This is a genomic window from Salinibacter sp., from assembly GCF_042218895.1.
In the GTDB taxonomy this organism is placed as follows: Bacteria; Bacteroidota; Rhodothermia; order Rhodothermales; family Salinibacteraceae; genus Salinibacter.
On the sequence record NZ_JBDGQQ010000008.1, the window covers coordinates 2,319 to 20,621 of the forward strand.

The window sequence follows — 18,303 nt, forward strand, 5'->3', positions numbered from 1 at the left end:
GAGCAGAAGGAGCGCCCCGACCTCGTCGTAGACAGCCTCTCCCTGGACCCGACCGACGTGGTGGCCGACATTGGGGCGGGAACCGGGTACATGACGTTCCGCGTCGCGCCGCGGGTGCCGCAGGGACGGGTCTTCGCGGTCGACATTCAGCCGGAGATGCTGAACATCATCCGCAAGCGGATCCGGAAGCGCGATATAGAGAACGTGACGCCCGTCCGCGGCACCGTGACCGATCCGCAGCTCCCGGCCGACTCCATCGACGTGGCGTTCATGATAGACGCCTACCACGAGTTTTCGCATCCCTACGAGATGATGACGGCCCTCCGCGAGGATCTGGTGCCGGGTGGACGGGTCGTACTCGTCGAGTATCGGAAGGAGGACCCGAGTATCCGAATCAAGACCCTGCACAAGATGACGGAGGCTCAGGCCAAGAAGGAGATGAAGTTCGCCGGGTTCGAGTGGGTGGAGACGAAAGACATGCTCCCGCGCCAGCACTTCATGGTCTTCCGGAAGCCAATCGAGTAGATCGTCTCTGAATCACACGTCCGCCACTTACCGCAATCTCGGTGCTTCGGGTAAGGGGGAGCCCCCTCCCCTTCAACCTGCGAGTGTTCGACATTGAACGCTGGAAGGTTTCGGGAAACGCCTCCGTCCCGAAGAAGGGGGTCTCCTCTGACATGGTGATACTTTCACGTCAGGTGCCGGTCCATCGCCACGGCCTCGCGGTGGTCCCCAAAATCGTAGGCCATGTCGCCCCAATCGAGCGGGGCGTCGCACCGGTGGATGGCGCGGTGATGGTTGGGACAGACGAGCATCAAATTGTTGAGCGCATCGTCCCCGCCGCGGCTTAGCCACTGGATGTGATGCCCTTCACAGAGCGACTCGCCGTACTCGTCGACCGGATCCCACCGGCAGATCTGGCAGTGGCCACTGTATAGATTCTGGAGACGATTGACGAGATTCTGATTCCGCTGAGGAGCTTTCTCGTAGAAATACTGCTTTCGCTCCTCGGCCACACCCGGCTCCTCATCTCGGACAAGTCGCTCGACAGCGGAGCGATCTCCCATGATGATTGCGGCCTCCAGCTTCTCTTCGGGCAAGATGCGGGCCCGAGGTTCGAGCGGAAGGTTGCGGGCTGCCTCCCGGAGAATCTGGTGGTCTTCCTCTGTAATTTCACGGACGGCGGCGTGTCCCTGAAAGGAGCGTCCGAGAACTCGGGCCTCCGCACGGATCGAAAGGGACCGGATGATCTGCTCGACACTGGGCGCTCCTTCGACCCGAAAGTAGCGTGACCGGTCGACATCGCCCCAAACCCGATATTCTCCGTACCGGAAGTCGGGCCGGTTTTTCGTCTTGGCTTGCACGATCAACTCAGCGGCCAGCACGTAACGGCCTTCAGCGGTGCGGGTAAGGGCCCACAGACTATCGCCCTTCTCCACCTCGTGCATCATCGGGTTGTCCTGGTTGAGGTGGTAGCCCGCCCCCAGATCGAGGTCCCGCTGGTAGTTGTCCCGACGCACCCCGGGAGTACTCGGTCACTCCGTTCCCAGCGCCAGTAATACAGAAGTGGCATCGCCCGGCTGGACCGATCGATTCGAGAGCGAGCAGCGAAGAAGCCATTCGTCCCCCCAGAGCGACTTGGGGACACACACCGCCTCTCGGTGCGTATCGCAGGATCCACACGCACGCACCGGATCGCAGATCCATGAGCGCCGCCCCGACCTCCCCCTCCGACGACGCGCCTCCCTGGCCAACGCCGGACCCGTCTCACGTGCAGGCGGCTGTCCGCCAGCTGGTCGACGCGTTCGATCCGCTCCGGATCGTCGTCTTCGGCTCATTCGCCCGCGAGGAGATGCATCCCAGCAGCGACCTGGATCTGCTCGTCGTTTTGCCGGAGGTCGACCACAAGCGGGACGCGGCCGTGGCCATGCGGCGCGAACTGTCCGACCTGCCGGTCTCGAAAGATATCGTCGTGGCCACCCCCGAAGAGATTGAGGCCCGCCGCGAGTCGACCTGGCACATTATTGCCCGGGCGCTGGACGACGGCATCACGGTCTATTCGAAAGACCAGGATCACGTGCGAGCGACTCCGGCCCGGTGACAACCGACCGCGGTCCGCCGACGGCCGTCCGCCGTCTTATCAAGGCTACTCATTCCCCGAGGCGCTTTCCGGCGCCCCGTCCCCGGACGGCGACGGCGTCTCCCCGTCGGGACGCAGCTTAAACTCGTCGAGTCCGATACCGTCGATCACCGACTCGTAGTGTGTCAGGTCGGCCGGCAACAGGACCTTGTTTTCCTCCTTGCCCAGCTTGGCGACCGTGTCGAGGTATTGCTCGGCCAGGCGCAGCTTCACCGCCTCCTCGCCTCCCGGCGACGAGACGGCTTCCGCCACCCGCTCGATGGCCTCTGCGGTGGCCTCGGCGAGCGCCTCGATCTCCTGGGCCCGGCCCTCGGCTTCGTTGATGCGGCGTTGTTTCTCCCCCTCCGACTGATTGATGAGCTCCTGCTTCGAGCCCTCCGCGTCGTTGACCGTTGACTCCTGCTCCCCCTCCGATCGGGCCACCGTGGCACGGCGCTCACGCTCAGCCGTCATCTGCCGCTCCATCGCCTTCTGCACCGTGCGCGGCGGCTCGATGTTTTTGATCTCGTAGCGGTGCACCCGGATGCCCCACGCCTGATCCACCTGGTCGAGCACGTCGACCACTGCCTGACTGATGGCGGCCCGATCCTGGAAGGTGGTGTCCAGCTCCATGCGCCCGATGACCGAGCGCGTCGTCGTCTGGGCCAGCTGGATAGCTCCCCGTCGGTAGTCGGTGACGCCGTAGGCCGCATTCTCCGGGTCGGTGACGCTCAGATAGATGATGCCGTCCACCTCCACCCGCACGTTGTCTTTGGTAAAGCACTCCTGCGGCTCGACGGGAATGGCCTGCTCCCGCAGGTCCAGCGTGTAGGCCACCCGGTCGATGAACGGCACGAGGGCGTGAAAGCCCGGGCCGAGTGTCTTGTGGTAGTTGCCAAGCCGCTCAACGACGTAGGCGTTTTGCTGCGGCACAAACCGTATTGCCCGAAGAAACCTGTAGGCCACGTAGAGGGCCAGCAGCAACAGGATACCGAGACTGATGGTGTCGAGAAGGGAGAAGAGCGAGGCGTCCATGATGGCGTTTGGGCGTGGGTGTAAAGGGTGCGGGGTGGAGGCGGACGGATTAGGAGGAGTCGTACGGGATGCTGGATTCGCGGGCAGCGTCTGGGCCGCACCAGGGTTCGGGATCCTTCATCATTTCACGAGGCCTCCGCAAATGTGAGTGCAGGTGCCATCGAGGTGCTCGAACGATTCTTCAGAGAGGCATCCGCTGTCACGCCCGAACTGGAGCCCCGTCCGGGTCTCAGCTGCCTCAGCGCCCGAGAGTTTGCTGACGAAGTGATTCTCGTATCGCCGCGTCCGCCACGTTCGGCGATGTTTGCAGAGACGGACCGCGGGGATCGCCGAATCTGGTCCGTCAACGAATGGGCCGTTTCCTTCGGCCCTTCCTTCGAGTGCCTGAAGATTGGGGGAGCGGCGTCATATGCTTGCTGGGAAGCGCGGAGCTCTTCGAACTCACGAACAGGCATCAGACCGGCAGGCCTCTTGGATAGCGAATCTCGGCTCTTCCCCCTCTCTACTCCCGCGAACTCATACTCCCTCGCGCGCTCTTTACGCATCCCGAACGGGATTCGTCACTTCGGAGGCCCCTTCGAAGAACGACTTCAAGTTCGCTGCTTCCATGGGAAGCACGCTCACGTTGGCGCCGTCCACGACCTCGCCGAGACGGTCGATGAACTGCTCCGTCAGGCGCATTTTCACGGCCAGCGAGCCGCCCGGCTGGGAAATGGCGTCGGCCACCCGCTCGATGCCGTTGGCCGTAGCCTCGGCCAGGAGCTCCGTCTCGCGGGCCTCCCCCTCCGCCTCGTTGATGCGCTGCTGCCGCCGGCCCTCCGACATCAGAATGGACGCCTCCCGTTCTCCCTCCGAGGTGTTGATCTGTGCGTCACGCTCCCCGGAGGACTTGGTGATCTCGGCTCGCTTGTCGCGCTCGGCCTCCATCTGCTGCTCCATCGTGAGCACGATGTCCTGCGACGGCTGGATGTCCTTCAGTTCGTAGCGTAACACCTTCACGCCCCACGGGTCGGAGGCCTTGTCCAGCTCTTCCACGATGGCTTCGTTCATGGAGTCGCGCTCGCTAAACGTATCGTCGAGCGTGATCTTGCCAACCTCGCTACGCATGGTCGTCTGCGCCAGGTTGACGGCGGCGAGGCGATAGTCGTTGATGCCGTAGCTGGCCTTGTAGGCGTCCATTACCTTTAGGTAGACGATGCCGTCGACGTCCACCTCAATGTTGTCCTTCGTAATGCACTTCTGGTGCGGCACGTCGAGCACCTGCTCGCGCGTCTCATGGCGGTAGGCCACGCGGTCGACGAACGGGATGATGAAGTGAAAGCCGGGATCGAGCGTGTCGTGGTACTTGCCGAAGCGCTCCACGATCACCTTCTCGCGCATCTCCACGATGATGAACGTGTTGTAGATGACAAAGCCGGCGACGGCAAGGATGAGCAGGAGAGCAGTCCACATGATATGGGCAGGAATAGCTACGGCGATCGAGAAAGGGGCGGGGAGCAGTGCAATCGAGGCACGTCGAGGACCACGCAGGAGTTACAGAAGTCCTCCCGCGGCCTTGAGGCCGCACCGCCTTCGAGACTGAGCAGTGCGGAGCCTGTGCGCTATTCGACCTGTTGGGCCGATGGATCATACCCGAGGCCGGAGGCACCAGACGAGCGGTCGGTCGAGTCCCCACCCTCAATCTCATCGAGATCCGACTCCAGCGCCTTGGATAGCTCTTCGTCGAGGTCGGCGTGGTCGGCAGGCTCGACGACCCACGTCAGGTTGTCGCGGTAGAGGATTTGGGCCTTCGCGCCCTCCGGCAGCGTCCCGTGCGGCGTTCGGGCGTCCCAGGCGGAGCCCCGGAACTGGATGCGGCCCGGCTCGTCCGGCCCCACTGGCTCCAGTACCGTCACGGTCTGGCCCATCGCCTCCGCGTCCTCGTCGGTCATTGCGAGCGACGTGTCGCCCCGCACGAAGCGAAGCATCAGGGGGCGCAGGGCAATCGTGAGCCCTGTGGACAACAGTATCCAGGTAACGACGGCGGTCAACGGATCAATGAGCAGTCCGAGCGCCCGAACGCCGGCCACCGCGACACCGCCTACCCCGAGGAAGAACGCAATTCCCCCCGGCACGATCGTCTCCAGCAGCATCAGGGCCAGGCCTCCGACGACGAACGCCCACGTGAGAACGGCAGGATCCATGGTTTTGGCAGGACGAAGAACAGCGTGTTCGAAGAAGTTGGGATGGAACCAACAACCATAATGTAAGACGTGTAAAGCCGGCGGAGGTTGCATTAGGCGAACCGATTTCTATCATTTGTCGTTGGTCAGACCGCACATTCCCTCGATGTAACTTGCGCCTGCGCTGTGCCTTCCGCCCCCACGAGAACTCGCTCGCCGCTTCTACGGCCCCGCGTTTTTGCCGACGTTCCCTTCGTCGCGGCGGGGATGAGCACGCGCCACGGCGGCGTCAGCGGCCCGCCCTACGACACCTTTAACCTGGGACGCCACGTGGGCGACGATTCCACGTGCGTCGAGGAGAACCGCCGTCGGTTCTGTGCCGCCCTGGACACGGACCCGGCCTGGCTCGCCACGGCGGGACAGGTGCACGGCGCCACTGTCCGGACCATCGACGCGCCCCGCCACGAGCCGTTCTGCGACGGCCTCGTGACGACCACCCCCGGGCTGCTTCTCGCCATCGCCGTGGCCGACTGCGCGGCGGTGCTCTTGGCCGATCCGGCCCACGGCGTGGCGGGGGCGTGCCACGCCGGGTGGCGGGGCGCTGCCGCCGGGATCGCTACCCGCACGGTGGCCACGATGACGGACCGCGGCGCAGCCCCGGCTCGAATTCGGGCCTACGTGGGGCCGTGCCTCTCGCAGGCAGCCTTCGAGGTGGGGCCGGAAGTGGCCCGTCGGTTCGACGACGCCGTGGTGGCCCACCCCGACGACGCGGATCGCCCTCACGTGGACCTCAAGGGGGCCCTCCACCGCCAACTTGAGAGGGCAGGCGTGCCGCCTGAAGCCATCGAGGTGTCCGAGCGCTGCACGCTGCAGGAGACCGACGACTTTTTCTCGCACCGTGCCGCCGACGGCACCACCGGCCGCATGTTCGGGGCGCTCGTTCTTCGCCACTAACCTCAGGGGACCCACACTGTAGTCACGCCCTCTCCCCGTGCACCCGGAGGTTCTTCAGGGGCCCGTTGCGCGGTGCGTAGCTCGTGACGCATGATCGGGCGAGATCTGTTCGTCCCTTCCCTCCTGCGCCCACGCTCCTGGTTTCCAACGACCGTGCCGATTGTCTCCTCCTCGTACAGTCCCCCGCCCTTCCTCTCCGGGGGACACACACAAACCCTTTATGCCTCGCTGGTCCGACAGGTTGATTTCGCCTACGACCATCGGGAGCGTATCGAGACGCCCGACGATGATTTTCTTGACCTCGACTGGGCCACAGCGTCGTCGCCTGTACCCGCCGGGCGCGATGGCGCGAGGCGTGTCGCCGTGCTCACCCACGGGCTGGAAGGAAGTGCTCGCCGGGGATACACGCGGGGCATGGCACGGGCATTCGTCCGTCGCGGGTGGGACGTGTGTGCCCTCAACCTGCGCGGCTGCAGCGGCGAGACGAACCGACAAGTAGCAACCTACCACAGCGGCAAGACCGACGATCTCGCCCTCGTGGTGGACCATGTGCTCGGTCGGGACTACGACTCCGTGGCGCTCGTCGGTTTCAGCCTTGGGGGCAACCTCACGCTCAAGTACCTGGGCGAGCGGGGATCCCAGGTGGACGACCGGATTCAGGCCGCCGTCGCCCTCTCGGCCCCTGTGGACCTCGATGCCTCCGCCCACCAAATTGACCGGTGGACAAACTGGCACTACACGCAGTATTTCCTCCATTCCCTGCGGCAGAAGATGCGCGTGAAGGCCGAACAGCACCCGAATCGGGTGTCCACCGACCGTCTCCGTAGGATCCGGAGCCTCCGTGGCTTCGATGACGCCTACACGGCCCCGCTCCACGGATTTCGGGATGCCGACGACTACTATCGGCAGGCGAGCAGCAAACCGGTGCTCTCGGATGTGGCCGTGCCCGCGCTTCTCCTCAATGCTGCCAACGACCCCTTCCTGGCCGATCCGTGCTACCCACACTCGATCGCTCAGGCCCACGCGCACCTCGTGCTGGAGGTACCAGAGAGTGGGGGCCACGTCGGCTTCGTTTCGTTCAACGACGCCGGTGAGTACTGGTCCGAGCGCCGCGCTTTCTCGTTCCTAGCATCTCTTTGACGGGCCCCTCGCCCCCCTCCTGCTCCCTCACCTCAGCCTTCCAATCTTCAATTCTCCAACCGTCACTCCTCCATTAGCCGAAGGTCCCGGGCCTTCAGTTGGAGATTTGTGCGTCCGTTCCACGTGTTCTCCTCCAGCGAGAAGAGGAGCTCCAGGGGCGTGCCGGTCCGCTGGCTCTGCCGAAGCACCGAGAGCTGATCGCCCATCCCGAAGCCGATCGCGTCAAAGGAGTCGCTTTCGGCAGGCCCCGCCTGTTGGACTTTGAACTTGAGGTGCTTGTCGTTGCTGCCAACGGTGCGGGCCGCGTCCACGGCCAGGTCCTGCGCGTGGAAGACAGGCTTCGGATTGGACGGTCCGAACGGCCCGAATTGTTTGAGCACGGCCCAGAAGCGATCCTCGACCGATCCGATCATGTTGAGATCGACCGAGGCGTCGACCTCGATCGTCGGCGTCAGCAGTTCCGGCGTCACGCGCTTACCAATGGCGGCATCGAAGCGGTCCTGGAAGGCGTCGATGTCGTCGGGGGCAAGCGAGAGCCCCGCCGCGTGGTCGTGGCCCCCAAACTGCGTGAGCATTTCCTCGCAGTCTGCAAGCGCCTCGTAGATGTTGATGCCCTCGATGGAGCGCGCCGAGCCCGTCACCTCGTCGCCGTCGCGGGTAAGCAGGATGGTCGGCTTGTGGAATCGTTCGACCACACTGCTGGCTACGATGCCGATGACGCCGAGGTGCCAGTCTGGGTCGTAGAGCACGAGCGCATGGGGGCTGCGGGAGGTGATTTGTCGCTCTGCCCGCTCGATGGCTGCTTCCTCGATGGCGTCATCGATGCTGCGCCGCTCGCGGTTGAGCCGTTCGAGCTCGGCGGCCCGGGGCTCAGCCTCCGCAAAGTCCTGGGCGAGCAGCAACTCAACCGCCGTCGAGGCGTGATCCATGCGGCCCGCGGCGTTGATGCGCGGGCCGAGCGTGAAGACAATGTTGCCCGTCGACGTAACGTCGCTCAGGTCGAGGCTCGCGGCCTCGGTCAGGGCCTGGAGGCCCGGCCGTGTACTGTTCTGAAGCGCCCGCAGGCCCTCCGCCATGAGGATCCGGTTTTCCCCGTAGAGCGGCACGATGTCGCTCGCGATCGCGACCGCAAGGAGGTCGAGGTAGTCGAAGGCCGCGTCCGGGTCTTCGTCCCGGTGGACGAGGGTGGCCTGTACGAGCTTGAAGCCGAGCCCGCAGCCTGGAAGTTCGGGAAAGGGATAGTCGTCGTCCGGCCGCTTGGGATCGAGAACAGCGAGGGCCTCGGGCAGGGTGTCCTTGGGGGTGTGGTGGTCCGCGATGATGAGGTCGAGCCCTTGCTCCTGAGCGTAAGCGGCTTCTTCGTGCCCGGCAATACCACAATCGAGCGCCACGACCACGCTGGCCCCCTGCTCGACTGCCTCATCGATCCCCCGCCTACAGAGGCCGTATCCGTCTTCGTATCGGTCGGGGATGAAGAACGAGGCGTCGACGCCACGGGAACGCAGGAAGTCGACAACGAGCGCCGTAGCCGTTGTGCCGTCCACGTCGTAGTCGCCATAGACGAGCACGCGCTCGTCCTGGTCGATGGCCCGTGCAATCCGGGCGGCGGCCGCTTGCATGTCCTGCATCCGAAGAGGATCGTGCAGGGCCGACCGGTCGGCCCGGAAGAAGTGTTTGGCCTCCTCGAACGTCGTTACGCCACGCAGGGCGAGGACTCGAGCGAGAGGCGGCGCCAGGTCGTTGAGCTCATGCCGCAGGCGGGGTACGACCTCGGGGGTGTCGAGCGAACGCTGAGTCCATCGGTAGGCCATAGGTGACGTGGGAGCGACGAGGAGAGACGCGGATGACAGGGCTGTACAGGGAGACACATTATTCGTGCCGCCGTAACGGTTTCCACCCTTTCGATCCAAAAATTTTGTAACCCGTTTGGCCGAACCCGAGAGAACGTGCAGGGCGTGGATCAACTTCCTACACTGCTCGTAGCACCGGATCCGATTTTTCAACGTGCCCAATTAGCACAAGGCGTAGCTGCTAACTCGTCCGACTGTGGGAAGGATTCCACACGGAACGGACGGACGAGTTTTCCCCCACCTGGCGATGTGCTACCCGGTTCAAGTGCTGGCGACAGAGAACATTGCCAAGTTGCCGACACGATCCTTCCATTTCACATCCCCAACCCCTTTGCTCTCTTGAATGAGCCGGTCGCCGACCGCACGGGGAAGTGGGATTCTTCGCCTCCTCGCTTCTCTGAAGGAAAATTGTCTCCGTATCGGGCGTCCCGGTGAAGTTCACTGCGCCCAAGCGGCACACATCCACCCGTGAGTGACCAGATGAAGATCTCGACACTCCAAGACAAGAAACTCGACGAGCTCCGCGCCATCGCGCGGGAGCTGGATCTCTCCGACTATTCGAAGTTGCGGAAACAGGATCTCATCTACCGCATCCTGGAGGCTCAGGCCGAAGGGGCCGCGACGGGAGACGAGGCCGAGGATGCGCCCGTCACCGAGGGCGACGACGAGGCGGAGGCCCTCTCGGCCGCCCGCTCCACCGGCGACGGGGCTGAGCAAGCGGACTCCGCGAACGCCCCCGCAGCCGAGCGCACGAACCAGGACGACGCCTCCGAGTCCGTCAAGCCCGCGTACATGCGGGAGTATGACCCCGACGAGACGGCCCTTCGGGGCATGATTGAAAAGACCGGTGTCCTCGAGGTCCTGCCGGACGGGTACGGGTTTCTTCGCTCCGACGAGTACAGCTACCGGTCGAGCCCGGACGATATATACGTCTCGCCGTCGCAGATCAAGCGCTTCGGCCTGCAGGAGGGCGACACGGTGAAAGGCCGGGTGCGCCCGCCCAAGGAGGGCGAAAAGTTCTTCGCCCTCATTCAGGTCAACTCGATCAACGGCCGCGACCCGAGCGAGCTCGACGAGCGTGCCGACTTCGAGTATCTGACGCCGATCTTTCCGCAGGAGCGGTTCACGCTCGAGGTTGAATCCGACAGCTACGGCCCGCGCATCCTCGATCTGTTTGCCCCGATCGGGAAGGGACAGCGGGGCCTCATCGTGTCGCCGCCGAAGGCGGGCAAGACCGTACTGCTCCAGAAAATTGCTAAGGGCATCACCACCAACCACCCGGACACTCACCTCCTAGTGCTGCTCATCGACGAGCGCCCGGAGGAGGTGACGGACATGAACCGCACTGTGGACGGCGAGGTCGTCGCCTCGACGTTCGACAAGGACCCGGAGCGCCACGTGGATGTGGCCGACACGGTGCTCCTGAAGGTGCGGCGCCTCGTGGAATCGGGGCAGGATGTGTGCGTGCTGCTCGACTCGATCACGCGCCTGGCCCGAGCCCACAATGCGGTGACGCCGGAGAAAGGGCGCACGCTGTCGGGCGGCATCGAAGCCGGGGCCCTGCGGGGCCCGAAGCGGTTCTTTGGCGCGGCCCGCAACTTTGAGGAGGGCGGCTCCCTCACCATCATCGGCACGGCCCTCGTCGAGACGGGCAGCCGCATGGACCAGGTCATCTTCGAGGAGTTCAAGGGCACCGGCAATATGGAACTTGTCCTGGACCGCGAGATGGCCGACCGGCGCCTCTACCCGGCCATCGATCTTATCCTTTCTGGCACCCGTCGCGAGGAGCTCCTACTCCCGAAGCCGGTGCTGAAGCGTGTGTGGGTGATGCGTAAGATCCTGGCCGACATGGAGCCGATCGAGGCCATGGAGTTCCTCCTCGACAAGATGAAAGGCACGGAGGACAACGAGGAGTTCCTGGAGACGATGAACTAGCCTTTGTGTCGTCCAACCTCCTTCTCCCTCGCTGGATCGGCGGGCACTCCTCCGATGGCACTCTGCCCACCGAACCGGACGAGCGAGCAGTCCACGAGACGTGTCTGCCAAACTGGGCGAGCTCCCTACTTCTCCTGAGGATCCTCGGGGGTGGCCTCCGGAGCCTCGTGCGCCGAGCGAACCCGCTGTACCATCTGTTCGATCATCGCCTCGGTGATCATTCCGCCACTGAACGACGCGAGGGTGGACAGCGGAAGGGTTCCGAAGATTTCCTGCATGCCCGGCTGTCCGCCTTCCTCCCCCCCGCCCATGGCCGCCTGCATCTTCTGAAGCAACGGCCGGATCACCTGTCGACCCTCCGGGTCTTGAAGCCACTGGCTGATGGTTGAGTGTTGGTCGAGCACCGGCCCTTGGTCCGCGGATGGCCCCTCAATCGTGACCGTCTCCCGCAGTGGAAGATCGCGCGAGGAAGTGCCCACGCGCACCTCGTAGGCCCCGCTCTCGACGGTCCATCGGTCCCGACGGGGATCCCAGGCGGCGAAGTCCATCTCCTGAAGGGCAAACTGCACTGTTTGGGCCTCACCCGGAGCGAGGGCCACCTTCTGGAAGTCCCGCAGCGCCTGCGGTGGGCGGCGCAGCCAGCTCTCTGGATCGTGGAGGTACAGCTGCACCACCTCCTGCCCGCGGCGGTCGCCCGTGTTGGTGACCTGAACCCGGGCCGTTACACCTTCACTGCTATGCGCCGAGTCGGCATCAAGGGAAAGGTCGCTCACCTCGAAGGTCGTGTACGAGAGGCCGTGGCCGAACGGGTAGAGCGGCTCAATATTCTTCTCATCGTAGTAGCGGTAGCCGACGAAGAAGCGCTCGCCGTAGCGCACCTCCCGGTCCCCGCCGGGAAAGTTGAGGTAGGCCGGTGTGTCTGAGAGCTGCTTCGGGAACGTCGAGGAAAGCTTGCCGGACGGATTGGTGCGGCCGAGGAGCACGTCGGCCTTGGCCCGTCCGCCGGCCTGCCCGGCAAGCCACGTTTCCAGAATGGACTTCGGGGCGCTGCGCCACGGCATGGCGACCGCCGACCCATTCGAAAGCACGGCGCCGGTCGAGGGCTGGGCCTCAGCTACCGCTTCGATCAGGCGGGTGTGGGAGTCGGGCATCTGGAGCGTCGTGCGGTCGGAGCCCTCCGTCTCGGAGGCGGGGGGAAGGCCTGCGAACACGAGTGCAACGTCGGCCGCGCGGGCCGTCTCCACCGCGTCGGCCCGGAGGGAATCGGCATCGCCGTCCTCCTCATTGAGCGGGTATCCGGGGGCGTACGTGATCTGCTCGCTGCCCAGGGTCTCCGCGAGGGCGTCGTAGACGGTGGACACTTGGGTCGGGTTCACGCGCGAACTGCCAGCGCCCTGGTAGCGCGGCGTTTTTGCGAAGGCCCCGATAATGGCGACCTGCCGGTCTGCCGACGCGTCGAGGGGCAGCAAATCGTCCTCATTCTTGAGCAGAACGAAGCTCTCGGCGGCCGCCTCGCGGGCGAGGTCGTGGTGTCGCTCCCGCATCGCGTCGCTGAACTCGACGTCGGGACGGTGCAGGCGGTCGGCGCGGAGGACCATTTCGAGGGTTTCCCGGACGCGGCGGTCGAGCGTCGATGCTGACAGGGCGCCCGACTGCACGGCCTCCACGAGTTGCTGGTCGTGTGCGTCCTTCCCCGGCATCTCGAGGTCCAGGCCCGCCCTCGTGGCCGCCACGCGGTCCTGCACAGCCCCCCAGTCCGAGATGGCAATCCCCGAGTGGCCCCACTCCTCGTCGAGAACGTGGAGGAGACTGTCGTGCTCGGTGGCAAAGGTGCCGTTTACGCGGTTGTAAGCCACCATGACGGTCCACGGGTCCGCCCGCTGCACCGGAATCCGGAACGACCGCAGGTAGATCTCCCGCAGGGTGCGCTCGTCCACCTCGGCGCTGGTGGACATGCGGTGATACTCCTGGTTGTTGGCCACGTAATGCTTCAACGACGCACCAACGCCTTCACTCTGCACGCCTCGGATGTGCGCAGCGGCCATCCGTCCCGAAAGAAGAGGATCCTCGGAGAAGTACTCGAAGTTGCGGCCGCCGAGGGGCGAGCGCTTGATGTTGGCGCCGGGCCCGAGCACGACCTGCACGTCTTGCGCCTGTGCCTCCCGACCAAGAGCAGCCCCCACCCGTTCCACGAGATCCGTGTTCCACGACGCTGCCAAGCCCGCAGCTGTGGGGAAGCAGGTGGCCGGCCGGCTGCCCCCCATTCCCATGCCCTCGGGGCTGTTCGTGCGCCGGAGGCCATGGGGCCCGTCGGCGAGCCAGATCGACGGGATGTCGAGCCGCTCGACCGGCTCGGTCGTCCAGAAGGCCTGGCCCGACGCGTATGCCGCCTTCTCCTCGAGAGTCATCTGCTCGACGAGTTCGGCGGCGCGGGCCTCGATGTCGCCGGGCGGACGGTCCGACGAGGACTCCTGAGCGTGGGCGGACGCGGCCGCACAGAGTCCAAGCATAAAGACAACGCCAACGATTGCAAGTAGAGAGAGCGAACCGTGCATGAGGGGAGTGGCGGATCGAGGACCGAGACGACTCGGGACGAATGAGCTACGTTCCAGGCGGACTCGTCCAGGCGGGGAAGCGGTTTTGGAGACGCGGGGGCAGGCGAATGGAGTTCGCAGAACGTTTCTTTGCGTTCTACAAAACAACGCCGAGAGCGAAGAGACGCAACCGCACCCAGCCGGGTGCCTCTACGCCTCTGTCCTTGTTCCCCCTCGCTCTCTGGCACGTCCCCTTAGGTCCCAGAGGCAGCAGACGCCTCGTCCCTTCAGCCGAGATTTTGATACGCGATTGCTCCGGGTTGTCCGACGTAGTTTTACATCGGAAGGCCACCGTCCTTATCATTTGGACCGTGGAATTCGCTTCCCGCTCGTCCGGTGCCTGCACCGGGAGCCTCCCCCCGATGCCGACGCACTCGCCCGCCGGGTCGCGGCCACTCCCGTTCAGGAGACACGCACAACGACCTTCGCCCCCCACGCCATGATTCGATTCCTCCTGTCTCTCTGCTCGCTCGCTCTCCTCATCGTGGGACCTGCGATGGCCCAGGACACCGACCCGTTCATGCGCCACCCCGCCGTGCACCCGGACGGGGATCGCATCGCCTTCTCCTACCAGGGCGACCTCTGGACCGTCCCCCTCGACGGCGGCACCCCCGAGCGGCTCACCATCCACGAGGCCTACGAAGGCCATCCCCGCTGGGGCCCGGAGGGCACTCGCATCGCGTTCACGAGCGACCGCTACGGCAACGACGATCTCTACGTGATGGAGGCCGCCGGCAGCACGCCAGAGCGCCTCACGTACCACTCTACGGGCGACGCCATCGGCGGCTGGACGCCGAACGGTCGGCTCCTCTTCACCACGCGCCGCACCTACGCGCAGGCCGAGTGGACCGACGAGATTTACACGGTCGACGCGGACGGCGGGACGCCCGACCGCCGCCTCGACGCCGTGGGCAGCTCTCCGCACATGTCGCCGGACGGGCGCTTCATCGCCTTTGTCCGCGGCTACAACGACGTCACCAAGAAGGGCTACGAGGGCCCCGCCGACCGCAACGTGTGGGTCTACGACACCGAGAACGACACCTACACGCAGGTCACCACCTACGCGGGGAACGACCATAGCCCCGTGTGGACCGGGCCGCGGACCCTTCTCTACGTCAGCGAGAAGAGCGGCACCTACAACGCCCACCGGCTGAACATCACGGACCAGGGCGCGGCGGACGGCGCGCCCGAGGCCGTCACCACGTTCGAGGACGACGGCGTGCGGAGCCTCAGCGCCAGCCGCGACGGCTCCGTGGTGGCCGTGGAGCGCAAAACGGGCATCTACGTCCTCGAGAACGGCGGCGAGCCGCAACGGCTCGACGTGACCGTGCCGTCCGACTACCGGTTTAGCCCCACGGAAAAGATGCAGATGACCGACGGCGTGCAGGACTACGCCGTGTCCCCGAACAACAAGCAGATCGCGCTCGTCCTGCGCGGGGAGGTCTTCCTCATGCAGAACGAGACGGACGAGCCCCGCACGCGCCGCCTCACCTCCCATTCCTACCGCGACCGCGGCGTGGCCTGGACGAACGACTCCACGCTCGTCTTCTCGTCGGACCGCACCGGCAACCAGTACGACCTGTACCGCCTCACCTCGGCGGATCCCAAAAATCCCGGCGACCTCTTCGACGCCCTGAAGTACTCCGTGGAGCGCATCACGAACACGCCGGAGGACGAGCGCGTGCTGGCGATGGCCCCCGACCACGAGCACGTGGCCTTCCGCCGCGGGGCCATGACGAGCTACGGCGAGGGCCGGCTCGTGACGGCGACCCTCTCGAACGGTACCATTGAGAATGAAACGGTGCTGGCGAAGGGCTGGAACGCCCCGACGGACGTGGCCTGGAGCCCCGACAGCGAGTGGCTGGCCTACAGCCAGAACAACCTCAACTTCAACTCCGACGTCTTCATCCACGCCGCCGACGACTCCGTGGGGCCCGTCAACGTAAGCCAGCACCCCCGCAGCGACGGCAGTCCGGTGTGGAGCCCCGACGGGTCGAAGCTGGCCTTCGTCTCCGATCGCAGCGGCGGCGACACCGACATCTGGTACACCTGGCTCCAGGAGGAGGACTGGGAAAAGACCAAGCGCGACTGGAAAGCGATCGAAGACGAGGACGAAAATGGAGAGGACGGCAACGGAGATGGGAAGACGCCGGACGTGCAGATTGACCTGGACAACATCCACGACCGGCTCGAGCACCTCACCAACATGCCCGGCGGCGAGGGCGATCCCGTCATCGCGAAGGACGGCGACACGTTCTACTTCGTGGGCGGCCGGAGTCCGGGCCCCGCGGGCGCCGACACCGACACCGACCTGTACAGCATCCAGTGGGACGGCGCCGAGCGGACCCGCATCACGGAGGGCGACATCGGCCCGAGCAACGTGCGCCTCTCGCCGGACCAGTCGCAGCTCCACTTCACGCACGGCGGCTCGTACTTCGGCGGCGGGAAGCTGGCCCGCGTGCCGCTGAAGAGCAAGACGCTGGAGCGCCTCTCCTTCAGCGCCTCGATGACGGTGCACCACGACGAGGAGCGCCGCCAGATCTTTGCGGAGGTGGGCCGCGCCCTCGGCCAGGGCTTCTACGACCCCAACTTCCACGGCGACGACTGGCAGGCCCTCCTCGATGAATATCGCCCCTGGGCCATGGAGGCGTCCACGACGGAGGACTTTCAGTACGTCGTCAACCTCATGCTCGGCGAACTCAATGCCAGCCACATGGGCTATGAAACTCAGGACCGGGCCGAGACTCAGGAGGTGCGCACTGGTCGCCTGGGCGTGGAGCTCGATCCGGTCGACAATGGCGTCGAGGTGCAGCGCGTGGTACCGCGCTCGCCCGCCGACCGAGAGGCCAGTAAACTCCGAAAAGGCGACATCATCACCGCCGTAGATGGAAAGTCGGTAGCCGAGGCCGACAACTTCTACCAGTTGCTAGAGGGCACCGTGAAGGAAAAAATTCTCCTGAGCGTGACGGGCCCCGACGGGAACGAGCGCACCGTCCGCATCCGACCCACCGACGACCTCAGCGACGAGCTCTACCGCGAGTGGGTGGAGAACCGCAAAGACCTCGTCGAGAAATACTCCGACGGCCGCCTCGGCTACATTCACGTCGAGGGCATGGACTGGGAGAGCTTCGAGCATTTCGAACGCGAGCTGTACGCCAGCGCCCACAACAAGGAGGGCCTCATTATCGACGTGCGCTTCAACGGCGGCGGCTGGACGACCGACTACCTGTTGACCGTTCTCAACGTACGGCGCCACGCCTACACCGTGCCCCGCGGCGCGACGGACAGCCTCAAGAAGAACCACACCAAATTCCGCGAGCACTACCCGTTCGGCGAGCGCCTGCCGTACGCCGCCTGGACGAAACCGGTGGCCGCCCTGGCTAACCAAAACAGCTACTCCAATGCCGAGATCTTCTCGCACGCCTTCAAGAACCTCGACCACGGCCCGCTTGTGGGTCAGCCCACGTTCGGCGCCGTCATCTCGACGGGAGCCGTCCCCTTCATCGACGGCTCCTACGCCCGTATGCCCTTCCGCGGCTGGTACGTCTACCAGACCGACAAAAACATGGAGCACGGTCCCGCCCGCCCCGACATTCAGGTCGTAAACCCGCCGGGCATCAAGGCCGAGGGCGAAGATCCTCAGCTCCGCCGGGCCGTGAAAGCTCTGCTGAACGGGAACAGTGAATAGACCGGCCCCGCCGTCCATCCGGAGAGCGGGGCACCCGCAGAATGGGATTTGTGGGGCCGGGAGGGAGCAACACCCAAGCTCCCTCCCCCCCGTTCTCCCATTCCCGCCCCCCTGCGCCCCGGAACCGAACCGACAGTCCGCTGTGTAGGAGGATTGGTCGCTATCGTCTCACCCACTCCCACTCCGCTCCATGCCCGAAAACGTACAACTCAATGCGTTGCTGTTCGACATGGATGGCGTCCTAGTGGACGTCTCCCGCTCGTACCGCCGTGCCATCGAAGAGACGGTCGAGCACTTCACTGGTCGCCAGATCGGCGAGAACGCCATTCAGCGGTACAAAAACTACGGCGGGTTCGAGGACGACTGGAAGCTGACCCACGCCATTATCACCGACACGGCGATGGAGGTCCCCATCAGCCGCGTGATCGAGGAGTTTCAAGACCGCTACCGGGGGGACGACTGGGACGGCTTCATCACCGAGGAACCCCCCCTCATCGACGACCGCGTCTTGGAGACGCTCAACGACAACCACATCCTGGGCATCGTCACCGGACGGCCCGAAGAAGAGGCCGAGTGGACCCTCGACCATCAGAACTGGGAAGCGTACTTTCCCCTACTGGTCGGCAAAGAAAAGCAGGGGGACCGTCAGAAGCCGAATCCGTTTCCCCTCGAACACTCTCTGACCATGCTGGCCGCCGCTGGCTGTCCCGTCGACCCCGACGAAGCAGTGTACGTAGGCGACTCGGTCGACGACATGGACGCGGCCCAGGCAGCCGACATGTGGCGAATTGGCGTTGTCCCTCCCTACGTGGATGCCGACGAGCAC

At 65.0% G+C, this 18,303-nt stretch carries 14 protein-coding genes; 7 read left to right on the forward strand and 7 right to left on the reverse strand.

From position 1 onward, the window contains the following. Positions 1-525: class I SAM-dependent methyltransferase (locus ABEL04_RS00635; RefSeq protein WP_375800437.1), on the forward strand; the 525-nt coding region annotated here is incomplete at its 5' end. A 164-nt stretch (positions 526-689) separates the two neighbouring features. On the opposite strand, the gene ABEL04_RS00640 is transcribed toward ABEL04_RS00635, so the two are convergent. Beyond that, positions 690-1,520, reverse strand: coding sequence for an HNH endonuclease (locus ABEL04_RS00640; RefSeq protein ID WP_375800438.1), 831 nt, complete (start codon positions 1,518-1,520; stop codon positions 690-692). A 185-nt stretch (positions 1,521-1,705) separates the two neighbouring features. Here ABEL04_RS00640 and ABEL04_RS00645 point away from each other — a divergent pair, with 185 nt between their 5' ends. Continuing rightward, entirely contained in the window at positions 1,706-2,101 is a 396-nt protein-coding gene (locus ABEL04_RS00645) for a nucleotidyltransferase domain-containing protein (RefSeq protein ID WP_375800439.1), read from the forward strand. 45 nt (positions 2,102-2,146) lie between these two features. Here the strand turns inward: ABEL04_RS00645 and ABEL04_RS00650 are convergent, their stop codons facing one another. The 4 genes from ABEL04_RS00650 to ABEL04_RS00665 all read right to left on the reverse strand — a co-directional run bounded on the left by ABEL04_RS00650 (position 2,147) and on the right by ABEL04_RS00665 (position 5,337). Then, a complete protein-coding gene (locus ABEL04_RS00650; RefSeq protein ID WP_375800440.1) occupies positions 2,147-3,154 on the reverse strand; it encodes an SPFH domain-containing protein in 1,008 nt (335 codons plus the stop codon). Between the two features lie 125 nt (positions 3,155-3,279). Next, positions 3,280-3,699, reverse strand: a complete 420-nt coding sequence (locus ABEL04_RS00655; protein WP_375800441.1) for a four helix bundle protein — start codon at positions 3,697-3,699, stop codon at positions 3,280-3,282. Next, positions 3,692-4,606, reverse strand: a complete 915-nt coding sequence (locus ABEL04_RS00660) for an SPFH domain-containing protein (RefSeq protein ID WP_375800442.1) — start codon at positions 4,604-4,606, stop codon at positions 3,692-3,694. Before ABEL04_RS00660 ends, ABEL04_RS00655 begins: the two co-directional genes overlap by 8 nt. A 149-nt stretch (positions 4,607-4,755) precedes the next feature. Then, positions 4,756-5,337 carry an NfeD family protein gene (locus ABEL04_RS00665; RefSeq protein WP_375800443.1) on the reverse strand — a complete coding sequence of 194 codons (582 nt, stop codon included), beginning with the start codon at positions 5,335-5,337 and terminating at the stop codon, positions 4,756-4,758. Between the two features lie 246 nt (positions 5,338-5,583). Here ABEL04_RS00665 and pgeF point away from each other — a divergent pair, with 246 nt between their 5' ends. Both pgeF and ABEL04_RS00675 read left to right on the forward strand, forming a co-directional pair. Continuing rightward, positions 5,584-6,270 (forward strand): peptidoglycan editing factor PgeF, encoded by a 687-nt coding sequence (gene pgeF / locus ABEL04_RS00670; protein WP_375800444.1) that lies wholly within the window; start codon positions 5,584-5,586, stop codon positions 6,268-6,270. 153 nt (positions 6,271-6,423) lie between these two features. Next, positions 6,424-7,410 (forward strand): YheT family hydrolase, encoded by a 987-nt coding sequence (locus ABEL04_RS00675; RefSeq protein WP_375800445.1) that lies wholly within the window; start codon positions 6,424-6,426, stop codon positions 7,408-7,410. A gap of 62 nt (positions 7,411-7,472) precedes the next feature. On the opposite strand, the gene recJ is transcribed toward ABEL04_RS00675, so the two are convergent. Then, positions 7,473-9,221, reverse strand: coding sequence for a single-stranded-DNA-specific exonuclease RecJ (gene recJ, locus ABEL04_RS00680; RefSeq protein ID WP_375800446.1), 1,749 nt, complete (start codon positions 9,219-9,221; stop codon positions 7,473-7,475). Between the two features lie 519 nt (positions 9,222-9,740). On the opposite strand from recJ, the gene rho reads away from it, so the two are divergent. Then, positions 9,741-11,195 (forward strand): transcription termination factor Rho, encoded by a 1,455-nt coding sequence (rho, locus tag ABEL04_RS00685; RefSeq protein WP_375800447.1) that lies wholly within the window; start codon positions 9,741-9,743, stop codon positions 11,193-11,195. 125 nt (positions 11,196-11,320) lie between these two features. On the opposite strand, the gene ABEL04_RS00690 is transcribed toward rho, so the two are convergent. Then, complete coding sequence (locus tag ABEL04_RS00690; RefSeq protein ID WP_375800450.1) at positions 11,321-13,603, reverse strand: glycoside hydrolase family 3 C-terminal domain-containing protein; 2,283 nt, start codon at positions 13,601-13,603, stop codon at positions 11,321-11,323. Positions 13,604-14,228: 625 nt separating this feature from the next. On the opposite strand from ABEL04_RS00690, the gene ABEL04_RS00695 reads away from it, so the two are divergent. Further along, positions 14,229-17,477, forward strand: coding sequence for a S41 family peptidase (locus tag ABEL04_RS00695; RefSeq protein ID WP_375800448.1), 3,249 nt, complete (start codon positions 14,229-14,231; stop codon positions 17,475-17,477). Positions 17,478-17,667: 190 nt separating this feature from the next. Beyond that, positions 17,668-18,303, forward strand: a 636-nt coding sequence (locus tag ABEL04_RS00700; protein ID WP_375800449.1) for an HAD hydrolase-like protein, incomplete at its 3' end; no start/stop codon positions are given.

What these genes read in the sequence shown, in the direction of transcription:
- ABEL04_RS00645 (WP_375800439.1), top strand. Translation starts at nt 1,706, where the DNA reads ATGAGCGCCGCCCCGACCTCCCCCTCCGACGACGCGCCTCCCTGGCCA.
- ABEL04_RS00650 (WP_375800440.1), bottom strand. Translation starts at nt 3,154, where the DNA reads ATGGACGCCTCGCTCTTCTCCCTTCTCGACACCATCAGTCTCGGTATC.
- ABEL04_RS00655 (WP_375800441.1), bottom strand. Translation starts at nt 3,699, where the DNA reads ATGCGTAAAGAGCGCGCGAGGGAGTATGAGTTCGCGGGAGTAGAGAGG.
- ABEL04_RS00660 (WP_375800442.1), bottom strand. Translation starts at nt 4,606, where the DNA reads ATGTGGACTGCTCTCCTGCTCATCCTTGCCGTCGCCGGCTTTGTCATC.
- ABEL04_RS00665 (WP_375800443.1), bottom strand. Translation starts at nt 5,337, where the DNA reads ATGGATCCTGCCGTTCTCACGTGGGCGTTCGTCGTCGGAGGCCTGGCC.
- pgeF (WP_375800444.1), top strand. Translation starts at nt 5,584, where the DNA reads ATGAGCACGCGCCACGGCGGCGTCAGCGGCCCGCCCTACGACACCTTT.
- recJ (WP_375800446.1), bottom strand. Translation starts at nt 9,221, where the DNA reads ATGGCCTACCGATGGACTCAGCGTTCGCTCGACACCCCCGAGGTCGTA.
- rho (WP_375800447.1), top strand. Translation starts at nt 9,741, where the DNA reads ATGAAGATCTCGACACTCCAAGACAAGAAACTCGACGAGCTCCGCGCC.
- ABEL04_RS00690 (WP_375800450.1), bottom strand. Translation starts at nt 13,603, where the DNA reads ATGACTCTCGAGGAGAAGGCGGCATACGCGTCGGGCCAGGCCTTCTGG.
- ABEL04_RS00695 (WP_375800448.1), top strand. Translation starts at nt 14,229, where the DNA reads ATGATTCGATTCCTCCTGTCTCTCTGCTCGCTCGCTCTCCTCATCGTG.